14 protein-coding genes are annotated in these 16,446 nt (G+C 41.5%); 11 read left to right on the top strand and 3 right to left on the bottom strand.

Annotated elements, in window-relative coordinates; genetic code table 11:
- Positions 1-9 precede the first annotated feature (9 nt).
- Positions 10-1,515, bottom strand: a complete 1,506-nt coding sequence (locus tag AB1401_12015) for a LysM peptidoglycan-binding domain-containing protein (protein MEW6616170.1) — start codon at positions 1,513-1,515, stop codon at positions 10-12.
- A 469-nt stretch (positions 1,516-1,984) separates the two neighbouring features.
- Between AB1401_12015 and selB the strand changes: the two genes are divergently transcribed.
- Positions 1,985-3,901, top strand: a complete 1,917-nt coding sequence (selB, locus tag AB1401_12010; protein ID MEW6616169.1) for a selenocysteine-specific translation elongation factor — start codon at positions 1,985-1,987, stop codon at positions 3,899-3,901.
- A 113-nt stretch (positions 3,902-4,014) separates the two neighbouring features.
- Here selB and AB1401_12005 read toward each other — a convergent pair whose 3' ends face one another.
- On the bottom strand, positions 4,015-4,782 hold the full coding sequence (locus AB1401_12005; GenBank protein ID MEW6616168.1) for a hypothetical protein: 768 nt from the start codon (positions 4,780-4,782) through the stop codon (positions 4,015-4,017).
- Between the two features lie 206 nt (positions 4,783-4,988).
- On the opposite strand from AB1401_12005, the gene AB1401_12000 reads away from it, so the two are divergent.
- The 10 genes from AB1401_12000 (at position 4,989) to AB1401_11955 (ending at position 14,942) form a co-directional block, all read left to right on the top strand.
- Positions 4,989-7,784, top strand: coding sequence for a CHAT domain-containing tetratricopeptide repeat protein (locus AB1401_12000; GenBank protein MEW6616167.1), 2,796 nt, complete (start codon positions 4,989-4,991; stop codon positions 7,782-7,784).
- A gap of 212 nt (positions 7,785-7,996) precedes the next feature.
- Positions 7,997-8,227: a ribbon-helix-helix domain-containing protein gene (locus AB1401_11995; protein MEW6616166.1), complete on the top strand. Its 231-nt coding sequence runs from the start codon at positions 7,997-7,999 to the stop codon at positions 8,225-8,227.
- Entirely contained in the window at positions 8,224-8,562 is a 339-nt protein-coding gene (locus tag AB1401_11990) for a type II toxin-antitoxin system PemK/MazF family toxin (protein ID MEW6616165.1), read from the top strand. The genes AB1401_11995 and AB1401_11990 overlap by 4 nt, the downstream gene beginning before the upstream one ends.
- A gap of 323 nt (positions 8,563-8,885) precedes the next feature.
- Positions 8,886-9,329, top strand: a complete 444-nt coding sequence (locus tag AB1401_11985) for an Hsp20/alpha crystallin family protein (protein ID MEW6616164.1) — start codon at positions 8,886-8,888, stop codon at positions 9,327-9,329.
- Positions 9,330-9,423: 94 nt separating this feature from the next.
- Positions 9,424-9,987 (top strand): nucleotide exchange factor GrpE, encoded by a 564-nt coding sequence (locus AB1401_11980; protein ID MEW6616163.1) that lies wholly within the window; start codon positions 9,424-9,426, stop codon positions 9,985-9,987.
- Between the two features lie 20 nt (positions 9,988-10,007).
- Complete coding sequence (locus tag AB1401_11975) at positions 10,008-11,039, top strand: J domain-containing protein (GenBank protein ID MEW6616162.1); 1,032 nt, start codon at positions 10,008-10,010, stop codon at positions 11,037-11,039.
- 33 nt (positions 11,040-11,072) lie between these two features.
- Positions 11,073-13,679 (top strand): ATP-dependent chaperone ClpB, encoded by a 2,607-nt coding sequence (clpB, locus tag AB1401_11970; protein ID MEW6616161.1) that lies wholly within the window; start codon positions 11,073-11,075, stop codon positions 13,677-13,679.
- A 92-nt stretch (positions 13,680-13,771) separates the two neighbouring features.
- Positions 13,772-13,948 (top strand): hypothetical protein, encoded by a 177-nt coding sequence (locus AB1401_11965; GenBank protein MEW6616160.1) that lies wholly within the window; start codon positions 13,772-13,774, stop codon positions 13,946-13,948.
- Positions 13,948-14,679, top strand: coding sequence for a cytochrome c biogenesis protein CcdA (locus AB1401_11960; protein ID MEW6616159.1), 732 nt, complete (start codon positions 13,948-13,950; stop codon positions 14,677-14,679). The genes AB1401_11965 and AB1401_11960 overlap by 1 nt, the downstream gene beginning before the upstream one ends.
- Positions 14,680-14,726: 47 nt before the next feature.
- Entirely contained in the window at positions 14,727-14,942 is a 216-nt protein-coding gene (locus AB1401_11955) for a zinc ribbon domain-containing protein (protein ID MEW6616158.1), read from the top strand.
- Positions 14,943-14,978: 36 nt separating this feature from the next.
- On the opposite strand, the gene AB1401_11950 is transcribed toward AB1401_11955, so the two are convergent.
- Positions 14,979-16,241: a hypothetical protein gene (locus AB1401_11950; protein ID MEW6616157.1), complete on the bottom strand. Its 1,263-nt coding sequence runs from the start codon at positions 16,239-16,241 to the stop codon at positions 14,979-14,981.
- Positions 16,242-16,446: the final 205 nt, after the last annotated feature.

Genomic DNA, 16,446 nt, shown 5'->3' with positions numbered 1-16,446 from the left:
TCCTGATTTTTAGGTGTCCAGATCCAATTTTACCATTAATCTTAAAGTAGTTCCTGTGTGTATAGTATCCTTAATCCCCATTTTATTCCAATATCGAATCTCTGAAGTTTTCAGATCGTACCTCTGAGCAATATTCCATAGGGTATCCCCTTTTCTTACAGTATACATTATCTCCTTTCTTTCAGATTCCAGGTATCCTTTTTTTGCAACCTTACTAAGAATGAAACCTCTTTTTTTATCTGTGTCTCTCTTCGCAATTTTAGAACTTCTAACAGGGATAATCAGAGTCCTTCCAGCTTTTATACTCCTTGAATTTTTTATCTTATTTAACCGCATGATCGGCTCTGTACTGGTATCGTACAGGCTGGCAATCCTTGAAAGAGTTTCTCCCCTTTTGACAGTGTGTCTTGTGAAGGTAGATCTCTCGCTAGGCTCTGTCTTGTCAAAATTTTTCGCAAATACCTCTTTTCTTCCTATGGGAACCCTAAGTTCATAATCAGGATAGTTTGGAGGTGTACATCCTTTTTTCAGTTCAGGATTTAACATCTTTATAGTATCGTAATCCGTTTTACACGCCCTAGCAATGACCTTCAGGTTGGTAGTAGCAGGAACATGGACTTTGTTATATGTAAATGGGAGCTTGTAATCTATGTCATCGAAACCGTATTTTTCAGGATCCTTAGCTATAATCACACTGGCTATCAGTTGAGGCACAAAGTCCTTTGTCTCTCTCGCGAGATAGGGATGCCTTGCTATCTCCCAGAAATCTCTGGTGTTATATATATCAATCGCCTGTACAATCTTATTTTCCCCTGCATTATAAGCAGCCGCAGCCAGATACCAGCAACCAAACATATCATAAAGATTTTTCAAGTATTTTGCTGCAGCTATAGTGGATTTTTCAGGGTCCCTCCTCTCATCGAGCCACCTATTAATCTTCAGTCCGTATCTTTGCCCTGTTCCTTTAATGAACTGCCAGGGTCCGCTGGCATGGGCACGAGAATATGCCTTAGGATTAAAACCACTTTCTATCATTGCCAGATAGACAATATCTTCGGGCAAACCATTTTTCCTGAATATCTCTTTCATCATTGGAAGATACCTTTGTGCCATGGACAACCATTTCAAAAAGACCTTCCTATTGCTTGTTTGAAAATAATGGATGAAATTCTCAACACTTTCATTAACTACAATGGGGATATCATACTTCTTTTCCTTTTCAGAAATCACATTCTGGTTTTCGTAGTCAGATTCCTCGCTTTCCGCAATGGGTCCTTCATTTGCCTGCTCTTTTAATAAATCAGGTGGAACAGTAGATTCCTGAATATCCCCATCATCTTTAAGCATAAAATCGTGATCATCAGAATAAACGCCCCCATTATTAGACAGTGTTTTTGTTGTATCCGATTTAACCCATCCTGTGGAAAAAAGAGAGACAAATAAGACTAAAATAATAACGTTTGTAACTGTAATGGGTCTCAATATTGATTTACCTATATCATCAGCATTACACATATAAAATAAACTCCTTTCTTTAAATGATGCCCTTGAAATTTTTTCACATAAATAGTACGGAGTGTATTGAAAGCCATCTGCCGACACATGATGTCCCAAATGTTCTTTAGTATCGCTGTGAAAATGGCTCTGTAAGCACTATCAATCGGCAGTTTATGCAAAGGCATCATTTCACTGTTTAACTTTGAAGTTGATAGACTAAACAAAATTTATAAAAAAGTCAAGGAAAAGCAGAGCATGTGAAAAAGCAGAACATGATAAATTCTTTATAACTATAGTTCATGGTTTATTTACGATGACTCAGGTAGTAACTTTTGTTGTTGACTACTATCTTCTTTCTTTGATAACATTGTATTTCATTTCCTTCAGGGTTAATTGACTATTTTTGCATAATACTATTCTAGTCTTCCATTATTCCAAAACTCTAACTGGGCGCAGCCCTTTAAGCTCTTAATCAATAGGAAAAAATATGAAGCATATTGTACTCGGAACGGCTGGCCACATTGACCACGGCAAGACATCACTGATAAAGCTTCTTACAGGAGTTGACACGGATCGGCTAAAAGAAGAGAAGCTTAGAGGAATAACTATCGAGCTGGGGTTTGCACCACTGACACTACCCAGTGGAGAAAGGATTGGGATAGTAGATGTTCCTGGTCACGAGAGGTTTATAAAGAACATGGTAGCGGGTGTTGGTGGGATTGATATAGTCCTCTTTACTATTGCTGCCGATGAAGGAATTATGCCTCAAACAAGGGAACATTTTGAAATCTGCAGCCTTTTAAGGATAAAAAATGGCATTATAGCTATAACGAAGACTGACTTGGTAGATGAAGAATGGCTGGAGATGGTTAAAGGAGATATTGAAGAATTTGTAAAGGGAACCTTTTTAGAGGGTTCTCCAATAATCCCGGTCTCATCTGTCACTGGCGAAGGGATCCCCCTGCTTTTAGCTGAACTGGATAGCCTGGCCGAAAAAGTCGAAGAAAAATCATCTGAAGGTCTGTTGAGAGTGCCGATAGACCGCGTGTTCACTATGAAGGGATTTGGTACCGTGATTACCGGTACCCTTTATTCTGGAAGCGTGTCAGTTGGACAAACAGTAGAGATTCTTCCCTCAGGAATAGAGACGAAGGTCAGGGGTCTTCAGGTCCACAATAAGGGGGTGGAAAATGTCACGGCAGGACTCAGAACAGCGTTGAATCTCCATGGGATTGACAAATTTTCTATTAAGAGAGGGGAGGTTATAACTAATCCTGGCACAATAGCCCCAACCTCTCTGATAGATGTTTATTTAGAGCACCTGCCTAGCTCTCCCAAACCAATTAAAAACAGGACAAAAGTAAAATTCCATACAGGGACAAGTGAGATTGTTGCTGTTATAATATTTTTTGACAGGGATAAGCTTCCTCCCGGTGAGGGTGCTTTTGCCCGATTAAAAATGGAAACCCCTGCTATAACTATGCATAAGGACAGGTTTATTATAAGAAGCAACTCCCCGGTTTACACCATAGGGGGAGGTGAGGTTTTAGATTCCTATCCAACAAAAAGAAAGAAATTTTTCAAGGAGATATTAACCGACCTGGAAGTCTTTCAGAGTGGCGATAAAAAGGATATAATAAAAACCCATGTTTACAACTCCGGGTTCAAGGGGTTGGGTGTACGAGAGTTACAGATGAGGGTCGATATAAGTCCTTCTGTTTTATCAACCCTGTTGGAGGGTTTAATGACTAACAGGGAACTGATTCAGTTTGACAAGGACACCATAAGGGTAGTCCATCAAGGTATCTATGACAATCTGAAAGAGAAAATGATAGAACAGATAAAAGGGTATCATATGGCTTATCCTATGAAGGAGGGGATATCAAAAGAGGAACTGAAGACCAAATTGCATAAAGACGTAAATGCAAAACTGTTTAATAAGGCTATAGTCGAACTCACTAAAATCGATAAGATACAGGGAGTAAAGGATAAGTTTCGACTCACCGATTATTCGGTATCATTGAAAGAATCCCAAAAGGAAATTCAAGAAAAAATTGTTGATATTTACTCTAAAGAAAAACTCTCACCTCCTACATACAAGGAACTGGTGGATAGGTTAGCCGCCGATGCATCAGAGGTGAAGGCTGTATTGGATATGCTGGTTGAAAAAGAAACACTGGTAAAGATAAAAGAGGAATTTTACTTCCACAGTGATGCCCTTGCCAGATTAAAAGAGGATTTAGTGGCCTTTCTCAGAGAAAATAAAGAGCTTACCATATCTCAATTCAAGGATATTACAAAATCGTCACGAAAATACTCTACACCTTTAATTGAGTATTTTGACAAGATAAGGGTTACCATCAGGGTAGGAGACAAGAGGATTTTGAGGGAAAGCAGTATGTGATGTTTCAGAAAATCATCCTGCACTTTAGAAAAGTGCTAGGATTTATATTTTCCGATCAGGGTCCTTTTTTTTCTTGATAGGGGGAGACTTTATAAGTGTTGGGCGTTTCATTTTCATTGAATTGCTAAACGAATGAAAAGCCCCGTCAGATATACAAAAGATTCAGCCTCACGTGGTGATATGGCGGGTTTACTCATACCTTCTTCTTGGGCATGCCTAAATTCGTTCGCATAAGTTATATACTCAAGCAGAATCTTCTTATATTCGTTTGACGCGTTAACTTTGGAGATAAATAACTCCCGATTAGCTGATAGATCTTTGTTTGAACGCTCAGTAATTATTTTTGATAAAGCCTCAAGAGCCTCATACATATCCGTAATTACATCTGAGAGAAGTTCTGGTCGTTTTTCAGAATGGAGAAGATGGTCAAGCCCTTTCTCAAATGGTTTAATTACAGATGAGTATTTTTTTTCTCGAAGCCAATGCAAACTGTCATCAACCAATTTCTCATCAAGCAATTCTGCCCCCGATTTAATGAACCTACCGTTGGTCCATTGCACCCCCAAATCGACTTCAGATTCGCTTAGTATCAACTTGATAAGCTGATCTACAGTACTTCGATAGCCACCTGAAGTTTGGTAGAATGTTTCCAGTGCCTGTAGATTTCGATAAAAATCATCACCAATTTGTTCGGCAAGATTTTTGTAATCTGGAAACTTATCACCAAGAGCAGACACGATCTCCCGGTGGATGCGATAGCGTTCACTATCTGAAATACCGAGAAAGAAATTATAAAAGACTTTATTGTAGACTCTGTTCACAAACCGCCTTTTTGCTTCATCTAAGCCAATTTCTATATCAAATCGCTGATTTAATTTCAAAATGCACCCTTAGACATTTTTTATTATGCCTAACCATTTATTTACATGATTAATTGCCCTGATAACTTGAAAAATTTAGTATTATCAGGTAAAATGGTTGTGTATGATCTTTTGAAAAAATACCTTATGGGAGAAAGAAATGTCAAGCAAAAATCGTTCTTAAAGCAAAAGCTTTGACAATACCAACCTGAAATAAGAGGTTTGATATGAGAAGGGGTCTTGTTTGCATATTGGTACTTTTAGCTTTATCTTTGGGATTTTTGGGCACTGCCTTGAGTCAGTCAAATGAGGAGGCAATTCGGCTCTATGACCAGGGGGTGAAGGCATATAAATATGGGAGGTATCAGGAGGCACTTAAGTATTTCAATAGGTCACTTGAGATATGCAGGGAACTAAACATCCCACAGGGTATAGCCGTGAACCTAAATAACATCGGTACGGTTTACGACTCCCTTGGTCAGCATGAAAAGGCACTCTCTTACTATGAGGGGGCTTTGAAGATATATAGGGAACTAGACATGCCAAAGGATATAGCCACGTGCCTGAATAACATCGGTGAGGTTTATAGATCCCTTGGTCAGTATGAGAAGGCGCTCTCTTACCATGAGGAGGCTTTGAAGATAAAGAAGGAACTAAACATCCCAAAGGATATAGCCACGTGCCTGAATAACATCGGTGAGGTTTACAGATTCCTTGGTAAGTATGAAAAGGCGCTCTCTTACCATGAGGAGGCTTTGAGGATAAGGAGGGAAGTAAAAATCCCAGAGTACATAGCCAGGAGCCTGAATAACATCGGTGAGGTTTACAGATTCCTTGGTAAGTATGAAAAGGCACTCTCTTACCATGAGGAGGCTTTTAAGATAAGAAGGGAGCTAAACATCCCACAGGATATAGCCATGAGCCTGAATAACATCGGTGAGGTTTATAGATCCCTTGGTCAGTATGAGAAGGCGCTCTCTTACTATGAGGGGGCTTTGAATATCTATAGGAAACTAAAAATCCCACGGGATATAGCCATGAGACTAAATAACATCGGTACGGTTTATCTTACCCAGAAGAGATATAAGGAGGCAGAGATAAAGTTTCTTGAGGCAGAAAAGGAGGAAGGAAAGACAGGCATTAAGTGGACAGGGAATCCTTTCTTAGTGGAGCTCTATATTGCCACAGGGAGACATAAGCCTGCATTAGAGCTCCTTAAGGAGATGACACCCGGATGGAATACCGATGACTCCTACCGAATCCAATTTCACACTCAACATGGGCTGGCATTAAAGGGCAGCGGGTTACTTAAACCTGCATCTAAAGAATTCTTTAAGGCAGTCTCCATTTCTGAGGAGATGAGGCAAAGGGTAAAGGAGAGAGGAGGGTTTTTTGGTGCAGGTTATTATGGTGGTCGTATCCGTGCATACAGGGGACTCGTCTCAACCCTTTCAGAGAGGGCAATAATGGGAGAGAAGGTAGATAAGGAATTTAGCCCTTATGGCAAGGATATATCGTCCAATGCCTTTTATTTCTCAGAGGCAATAAAGGCAAGGACACTCATTGAGGCGATGGCAGAGTCTGCAAGAAAGAGCCAGAGGGTTGAGATACCAGAGGAACTCAGGGAAAAGGAGCAATCTATCTTAAACCAGCTTTCTGCAATAGATTCACAGTGGGATGATGCATATAAAAGAGGAGAAGATGTTTTAAGAAGATTAAAAGAGAGAAAGGATGGGCTTAATACTGAACTCAATAACCTGATAACTGGATTGAGGCAAAAATATCCCAGATATACTGCCTTAAATTATCCCAAACCCATTCCCCCGGAAGAATTGCCACTTAAAGAAGATGAGGTCTTACTTGAGTATGCTCTTGATGATAATGCTGGTTATGTGTTTGTTGTCCGAAAGGGTGGGGTAAAGAGGCTCATAAAGATACCATTTTCAAAGGAAGCACTGGAGGCAAAGGTTAAGGCTTTTATAGAGCCAATGAATACAAAACAGATTGAAAAATTTTCTGTGAAAGAGGCAAAGGGGCTGTATGACTTGCTGCTTAGAGAAGCACTAAATGGTATTAAAGCGGATGAGAAGATAATCATCGTCCCTGATGGGATACTTGGGTTGCTCCCTTTTGATGCACTTGTGATAAAGGAAGGCAGTGGAGTGAAAGACAATCTCTATGTAGGTGATAGGTATAACATAACCTACTACCAATCAGCCACAGTTCTCGCACTTCAGAGGAATTTGAAGGAGAGAAAAACAGAAAGGTTGCTTTTTGCATTAGGTAATCCCATATATACGAAAGAAGACCCAAGATATATTGCATGGAAAGACAATAAAAAGGCAACTATAGTTGTAAATCTGGATAAATACTCCTTCAGAGGTATTGCAATAAAGGCTAAATGGGGTAAGACAACAGAGGCTGATACTACAGGTAAAGAGGTAGAGTTTCCACCTTTGCCCGAGACAGAGATTGAGGTAAGGGAAATTTCAAAGATGATGAATGTAAACCCTCAGCCCCCCGATGTCCTGCTTTCAGTAAGGGCAAATGAGACGGAGTTAATAAAGACAGGGCTTGAAAGATATAAGTATATCCACTTTGCCACCCATGCCTCTTTGCCGGGGATGATTCAGGGATTAAATGAGCCGTTTATACTGCTTGGACAGGTGGAAAATGAAAGTAAGGATGATGGATTTTTAACATTAAGTGAGGTTCTTGATTTAAGGCTTAATGCTGATATAGTGGTATTATCAGCATGTGTAACAGGGGTTGGTAGAGAGGTAGAGGGGGAGGGTGTCGCAAACTTTGCCCGTGCTTTTCAGCATGCAGGGGTAAAGAGTGTGGTTGTGAGTCTCTGGGAGGTGGCATCAGACCCGGCAGTTGAATATATGAAGAAATTTTATGGTTATTTGAAGGCGGGCAAAGGCAGGGGAGAGGCGATGAGACTTGCAAAAAATGAGATAAAGGCGAAATATCCAAATCCATTTTATTGGGCTGTTTTTATATTGCATGGGGAGGGGTAAGGCTAATGATGCAAGATATAAGACGTGAGGTTTAAATTTATGACTTGTTCAAATTGTTTTGAGGATGAATATTGAACAACGACCTCCACCGGACTGGCGGTAAGCCGCTACAAAAGGGCTTTTTCTACAGGCTCGTTAGCCCAAATAACAAATGATATCAAGACGATGAAACTTCTCTTGACAAGGTATTATTTCTGGAGTATATTTGTAATATGAAAATCAAGACATCTATAACCTTATCTGAGGACTTGCTGAAAGCAATTAATGAATACGCAAGGGAGTATAATAACCGATCCGAGTTTATTGAGGAGGCTATCCGGGTTTTTATCAGGCAATTGATTCATAGGCAGCAGGATGCCAGAGACCTCGAAATTATCAATCAGCGTGCGGATTATCTAAACCAAGAAGCAATGGATGTCCTTACCTATCAGGTGGATCTGTGAAACGTGGTGAATTGTATCGTGTTGCTAACCCTCCGGCCAAGGATCCAAAAAAATCCAGAGTTTTTGTTATTATAAGCCGCCAAGTCCTCATCGATTCCCGTTTCTCCACAGTCGTTTGTGCCCCGATTTATTCAACTCATGACGGCCTTTCCACTCAAGTATTGGTTGGGGTAAATGAAGGATTAAAGCACGATAGCAGTATTCATTGTGATGAACTCGTGAGTCTGCCCAAATCAGTTTTGACAAACTTTATTGGATCGCTTTCCCCACAAAAGATCGAGGAGCTTAACAGTGCTCTCAGCATAGCTTTGGATATTCGAAATCTTAAGGGCTAACAACACTACCTTCAGGCAAAAAGAGTCAAGTAACGATCTAATGCCTCCTTAAGAACGTTCTATAAAATCTCCTTCAAGCTGAAGCACCTTCTGCACCAACGTCTACTATTCCCTCCGGATCAATCTTGAATTCAGTGCCAAACCAATTCTGACACCACACCAATTGAAGCCTCTGCAAAAAATTCCTTAATAATCTTATTTCCCCCTATTGACCTTAGAGACATAGTGATTATTTTTAGAAAAAAGGATATAAATAGATAGGATAAGAGATATTTAAACCCCTGAATTACTGTCAGGGGTAAACTAAAAGGAGGTGTATATATATGGACGTTACCAGATGGAGACCTTTTAAGGAGTTAGAGACATTGAGGGGTGATATGGATACATTATGGGATAGGTTCTTTGGTGAGAGAACCCCTGTAATTCGAAAAGAAAGGGAATGGATTCCTCCCATTGACATCTCAGAGACAAAAGAGGCTGTTGTAGTAACTACAGAAGTGCCGGGTATAGACCCTAAAGATGTCAATATATCCTTTGTGCAGGACACGCTGACAATAAAAGGAGAAAAGAAGCAGGAAAAGGAAGAAGAGGGAGAAAACTATTACAGGGTTGAAAGAAGCTATGGTTCTTTTTCAAGATCCTTCAGGATTCCCGTTTCTGTTAACGAGAGTGAGATAAAGGCACAGCATAAGGGCGGTGTGCTTAAGATAACCTTACCAAAGGCTGAAAAAGTAAAACCCAAGGAGATTGAAATTACGGTAGAATAGTTTCAAGCTTATCGGTGTCTAGGGTAGAGAGAGACTACTGGATTTCTTAAGGGGCAGGATATTAAACTGCCCCTTAAGTTTTGAGGTGGACAATATGAAAATAAACATTGAAGAGGTTCCCGCTGAAAATGAAGTCATTAAGAGTAACGGCGATTCGTCTGCCTATGCGTTGCACGCAGACAGGCCTGCTAGTGCGTCACACACAGACAGGAATGTTGAAGTCATGAAACTAAGAATTGCCCTTGAGGAGAAGGAAAGACAGTACCTGTCTCTCCTTGCCGACTTTGATAATCTTAAAAGGAGGACCGACAGGGATTCAAGATTAAGGGTTCAAGAGGAAAAGAGTGAATTGATAAACAAAATTCTCGAGGTCATAGACAACTTTGAGAGGGCTATTGACTCGGCTAAAAATTATAGACATGACTCCTTCTTTGATGGTATATTGTCTATATACAGACAACTCATATCTGTTTTAAGAGAATATAGAGTTGAACGTATAGACTGTTTAGGGAAAGAGTTTGACCCCAACATTCATGAGGCTGTGGGAGTGATAAAAACCAGCGATTTTGACCGGAACACAGTAATAAATGAGGTACAGAAGGGGTATATAATGGATGCTAAACTCCTGCGTCCATCGAAGGTTCATGTAGCAGTATGAGAAGTTGAGGATGAAGAAATATGGCGATAAAATATAAAGATTACTATGAAATTCTGGGCCTTAAGAGAGATGCCTCAGGGAAAGAGATAAAGAATGCGTATAGAAAGCTTGCCAGAAAGTACCATCCAGATGTCAACCCTGACAAGAAGGAAGCAGAAGAAAAGTTCAAAGAGATAAATGAGGCATACGAGGTTCTGGGGGATCCTGAAAAGAAAACAAAATATGATCAGCTGGGACCCAACTGGCAGGCAGGCGCTGATTTCAGACCACCGCCCGGATGGGAAGGTGTCCATTTGAGAATGGGTGATTTCGGAGACTTTGCAAGCATGGGTGGCTTCAGCGATTTCTTCTCTACCCTTTTTGGGCAGGCAGAAGGGGGCAGATTTTCACAAAGAACAGCCAGGAGGAGCAGAAAGGCTCGTGGGGCTAATATTGATGCCGAATTAACGATTTCACTGGAAGACGCATATAATGGGGGAAAGCACAGTATTACTCTTCAGAAAGGTGAAGTATGCCCTAATTGCAGAGGGACTACAATGGTAGGTAATAGAAGTTGCACTACCTGCAATGGTATGGGAATGACAGCTAAACCACGACGACTGGATATCAAAATACCTGCTGGAGTCAAAGACGAATCCAGGATCAGGTTGGCCGGACAGGGAGAGACTGGCATTGGTGGCGGTCCTGCAGGAGACCTGTACCTCCATATCAAATTGAAACCGCATCCTCATTTCACTGTGGCTGACCATGATGTACAGATTGAACTCCCCTTAATGCCATGGGAGGCTATAATGGGCACAGAGGTAGAGGTATTAACTTTAAAGGGGTATGTTAAGATGAAAATACCTCCAGGCACACAGTCAGGGCAGCGCCTCAGGTTGAAGGGTTTGGGTTTGCCCAAGAAGGGTGGAGAGAGTGGAGATCAATACGTAAAGATAAAGATTGTTGTACCAAAAAAAGTCAGCGAAAAGGAAAAGGATCTGTACGGGAAGTTAGCTCAACTATATGATAATAAAATGGGTGATGCAATCTTTGGGAAAGCCAGGAGATAAATGCACTAGTTGTTAGATGAGGAGGTGATTTCAATGGATCCCAATAGACTTACTGAAAAGACAAGGGAGGCAATAAATAACGCTCAAAGCCTGGCGATAAAATACAATAATCAACAGGTGGATGTTGATCACCTTTTTCTAGCCCTACTGGATCAATCCGATGGTTTGGTTCCCCGGGTCTTTGAGAAGATGGGAGCCTCTGCCCAGGATATACGTCAACAACTACTTCATCATATAGAAAATCTTCCCAAAGTTACTGGTTCTGGTGCTGCAGCAGGTCAGATTTATATTACTGCCAGGCTTAACCGGGTACTGGTGGAAGGAGAAGAGGAAGCCAAAAGGCTTAAAGATGAATATGTCAGTGTAGAGCATGTGGTCCTTGGCATACTAAACGATGAAAAAGATACCATAACCATTCTTTTGAAGGGTTACGGAGTTACCAAAGACGGATTTTTGAGGGCTTTAATGGATGTAAGAGGTAAACAGCGGGTAACATCCCAGACCCCTGAGGATACGTATCAGGCATTGGAAAGATATGGCAGGGACCTGACCAGAGAAGCAGAGCGGGGCAAGCTCGATCCTGTAATCGGGAGGGATGAGGAAATAAGGAGGGTAATCCAGGTATTGTCCAGGCGTACAAAGAATAACCCTGTCTTAATCGGAGAACCTGGCGTAGGAAAAACCGCAATAGTGGAAGGATTGGCACAGCGGGTCATAAAGGGGGATGTTCCGGAGGGGTTAAAAGAAAAGAGGGTCATTGCCTTAGACATGGGGGCATTGATTGCAGGTGCAAAGTACCGTGGAGAGTTTGAAGAAAGGCTTAAAGCAGTATTGAAGGAGATTCAGGAGTCAGAAGGAAGATATATACTCTTCATAGACGAACTCCACACGGTTGTGGGGGCTGGTGCCGCTGAAGGGGCAATGGATGCCAGCAATATACTGAAACCCATGCTGGCAAGGGGGGAACTGCACTGTATTGGAGCAACAACGCTAAACGAATATCGAAAACACGTAGAAAAAGATGCCGCATTGGAGAGAAGATTTCAACCGGTATTGGTGGACCAACCCAGTCCGGAGGAGACCATATCGATACTCAGAGGTCTCAAGGAACGATATGAGGTTCACCATGGAGTACGTATCAAGGACTCTGCACTGGTTTCAGCGGCTGTACTGAGTAACAGATATATATCTGACCGGTTCTTACCTGATAAGGCCATAGACCTTATTGATGAGGCTGCTGCCAGGCTTCGGACAGAGATTGACAGCATGCCTTCCGAACTCGATGAAATAATGAGAAAGATTATGCAATTGGAGATTGAAAGGGAGGCATTAAAAAAGGAAACAGATAAGGCGTCTAAAGAGAGATTGGAAAAGTTGAAAAAGGACCTGGGTGACCTTAAAGCTGAAGCTGATTCGATGAAGGCAAGGTGGCAGATGGAAAAAGAAGGTATTCAGAAGGTCAGGGAGTTGAAGGAGGAGATTGAGAAGGTAAAGGTCCAGATTGAACAGGCGGAGAGAGGTTATGATCTCAACAAGGCGGCTGAGTTAAAGTATGGGAAACTTATCGAACTGGAAAAGGGCTTAAAGGCCGAAGAAGAAAAGTATCAACAAAATGGCGATCAAACAAAAAGGTTACTGAAGGAAGAGGTGGATGAAGACGATATAGCCGAGGTGGTAAGCAGGTGGACAGGCATTCCTGTCAACAGATTGTTGGAAGGTGAAATCGAAAAGCTCTTACGCCTGGAGGAGCACCTTCACAAGAGGGTAGTAGGACAGGATGAGGCAGTAACAGCAGTGGCAGATGCAGTAGTCCGTTCCCGTTCCGGGTTAAAAGACCCCCAGAGACCCATAGGCAGTTTCATATTCATGGGACCATCTGGTGTAGGAAAAACAGAGCTGGCAAGGACACTGGCTGATTTTCTCTTTGACGATGAGCAGGCCATGGTGCGCATTGACATGTCTGAATACATGGAAAAACACACAGTGGCACGTCTGATTGGTGCTCCACCAGGGTATGTAGGATATGAAGAAGGAGGGCAACTCACGGAGGCAGTGAGGAGAAAGCCATACTCAGTAGTTCTCTTTGATGAGATAGAAAAGGCTCATCATGACGTCTTTAATGTCTTGCTTCAGATACTGGATGACGGACGTCTGACCGATTCCCATGGACGTACGGTAGATTTTAAGAATACAATAGTGATAATGACATCAAACATCGGCAGCCACTATATTCTGGATTATCGTGAAGTGGACGAATCGAGTTACGAAAGGATGAAGGGTCTTGTCCTGGAGGCTTTAAGACAGCATTTCAGACCCGAGTTTCTGAACAGGGTTGATGAGATAGTTGTGTTCCACGCCCTTACTTCCGAACAGTTGAAGAAGATTGTAGATATACAGCTTGAGTACCTGCAAAAGCGGCTTTCGGAAAGAAGGATGGTTCTGAAGCTAACGGATATCGCCAAAGATTATCTGGCTAAGATAGGGTATGATCCGACTTATGGTGCCCGTCCTTTGAAAAGGAGCATCCAGGCTAACGTGGAAACCCCCATCGCCAAACTCATAATAAAAGGCGATATCAAGGAGGGGAATGAGGTAGTAGGTGATTATGACGGGAACGCTTTGATTTTTACAGCTAATTAAAACCTTGTCTCTACAGGTACAAACAGAGAGCTTTGAAATAGTATCCTTTTTCCAAAGCGTTCAACATACAGTATTAAGGGAGGAAAAGGAATTTGTTTTGTGAAAACCATCCAGACAGAAGGGCTATATCTGTCTGTCAGAAATTGGGAATAGGACTGTGTGAGGAATGCATTACCTGCAAAGATCCCAGTTTATACTGTAAATTCAGAGACCGATGTGTAGCATGGGAATTGATTAAAGAGAAAAAGATTGTCCAGGGGGAAAATTAATGAATTCAGGAGTGGCTCAAGAGATATCATTACTCATTGCACTGGGTGCAGGGGTATTTACATTTTTTTCTCCCTGTGTGTTACCCCTTATCCCCTCTTATATTTCTTTCATAACAGGATGCTCTGTCAATGAGCTCCTGGGTGAAAAGGTACAAAGGACGAGGGGAGAGTACTTTAGGAATATACTTTTGGAAACAATACTTTTTATCATAGGCTTTGGATTGGTTTTTACAGCTCTGGGAGCATCGGCAACTTATCTTGGGACTTTCCTCTTTAACAACAAAAAGACAATTGAGGTAGCCGGGGGTCTGATCGTTATTGCTTTTGGTATACACTTAACCGGAATCTTTAAAATAAAGTACCTGGAATATGAAAAGAGATTCCACCTGAAGTATAAACCCACAAATCTCTTCGGTTCGCTGGTTGTGGGGGTAGCATTTGCTATTGGGTGGACACCCTGTATAGGCCCCATATTAGGAGGAATGTTAACATACGCTGCAATGCAGGATACAGTTTATCAAGGGACATATCTCTTGGGTATGTATTCCCTTGGATTAGGTATCCCTTTTATTATTACAGGCCTGTGTATAAGTGCATTTTTCAGTTTCTTTCAAAAAGTGGTGAAGTATTCAAGAGCCATATCTATAGCAAGTGGTTCATTGCTTATTGTAGCTGGTATCCTTATCATGACCAATAACCTCAATATAATCCAGTCTATCTTTGGAGACTAATAACTGCTGACAGCTAACCGCTTATCAGTAAAGGAGGAAAGAGATATATGCCAATCTATGAATACCGATGTGGTAAATGTAACCATGTATTTGAAGAGTTGCAGAAGATGAATGAAGGTAATGAAGCACTTGTCTGTCCTATATGTAAGGAGCCGCGACCTGAAAAATTATTGTCCTGCTGCAATTCTATAGGGAAGTCAGAGAGTTCATCTTTCGCTTCGACGTCATCATCTCCATCTTGCGGTTCCGGCGGGTTTTCTTGAGGCTCATAACAGAAACCGTTGTATACGGTTTTTAACCTAAAGAATAACCTCCTTTCTTAAATCCTCTACCTTTTTAGCATCATCAGGTATCGTACCCTTAGGTACAAATTCCACCTTATTAACTCTAAGTCGGCATCTACTTTGGAAATCCGTCATAAAAGATTCAGTTATTGCATCTTTGTCTATATCTTCACTATTAAGCTCAAGTTTTGCAGTAATGAGGTCTTTCATATTTTCATGGGTACATATTATATGAAATCTGGATATTCCAGGTATCTTTGAGACTACATCTTCCACTTCGATAGGGTGAACAAACATACCCCTTATCTTGACCCCTTCTCCAACTCGGCCTAGAATCTTCGGGATACGGTAGGAGGTTCTACCACAGGGACATGGTTTATCTGTGACAGAAGATAGGTCGCCACTGCCAATACGAATCCTGGGTAAAATATTATTAAATGTGGTAGTAACTACCAATTCTCCTGTCTCACCACAAGGCACCTGTCTTCCTGTTGCAGGATCAACTATTTCAATAATAAAGTCCTCCTCGATATGCATACCTGACTTCTCATCACATTCACATGCAGGTATTCCCACAGGCAGATACGCATAGACCTCTCGGGTGTCTATGTTATAGTCCTCCTCTAAACTCCGTCTTACAGGAGACGATCCAAGGGCAAGGGCTCGTCTTATATGGAAATCGCGTTTCAGGTCATATCCCAACTCTTCTGCCCTTTTTATAATCGTCATGAAGAAAAGGGGAAACCCAACAAAGATAGTTGCTTTCAAATCATGCATAATCTGAATCTGAAGATCGGTATTTCCAAATCCGGTGGGTATTACTGTAACTCCCATAGAAGTCAAAATATCGTCAACCAGGAGTCCGGCAGGTACAATATGATAGGTTACAGCATTTATAACTATATCCCCTCTTCTTGCCCCAACCTTCCACAGCACCTTTTGTGCATGCTCTATATCTGTATCAGCAAGGGTCTCGTATTGGGGGCCAGGATGAACATATATCCTCTTCAGAGTTTCATAAGGTACGGTCAGGAAGCCGCCAAAGGGGGGATTTTCCCGTTGTATTTTTATATATTCATCCCTTGTTGTTATCGGGATCTTCTCTAGATCCTCTAAACTCTTTATCTGAGAAGGATGGAAGCCAGCTTCATCAAATCTTTTCTTAATTGCAGGTGCTTTTTCATAGGCATGCTTGGTTATCCCCTTTAATTTTTCAATAAGGTCCTTCTCCCTCTCCTCAACTGGCTGCCATTCTCTCTTTTCACTATAATCACCCATTTTTGTTCTCCTTTTAATTATCCACTATATACTTATAAATTCCTTTGAGCGATCATTAAAAAGTTTTTTGCTAAAATCACATCCTGCTTCTTTCTTCCATAAGTGCGGAGGTTATGTCTCCTGCCTCACCTATCATGTATATCCTGCCTTTGCCTATCCTCGATATCTTCCTCATAAGCTCCGGATTGGCTGACTCCTCATTGAT

It is taken from the genome of Thermodesulfobacteriota bacterium (assembly GCA_040757775.1).
Classification (GTDB): Bacteria; Desulfobacterota; UBA8473; order UBA8473; family UBA8473; genus UBA8473.
The sequence above is the reverse complement of the archived record's forward strand: the minus strand, read 5'-3'. Positions and strand labels throughout refer to the sequence as shown.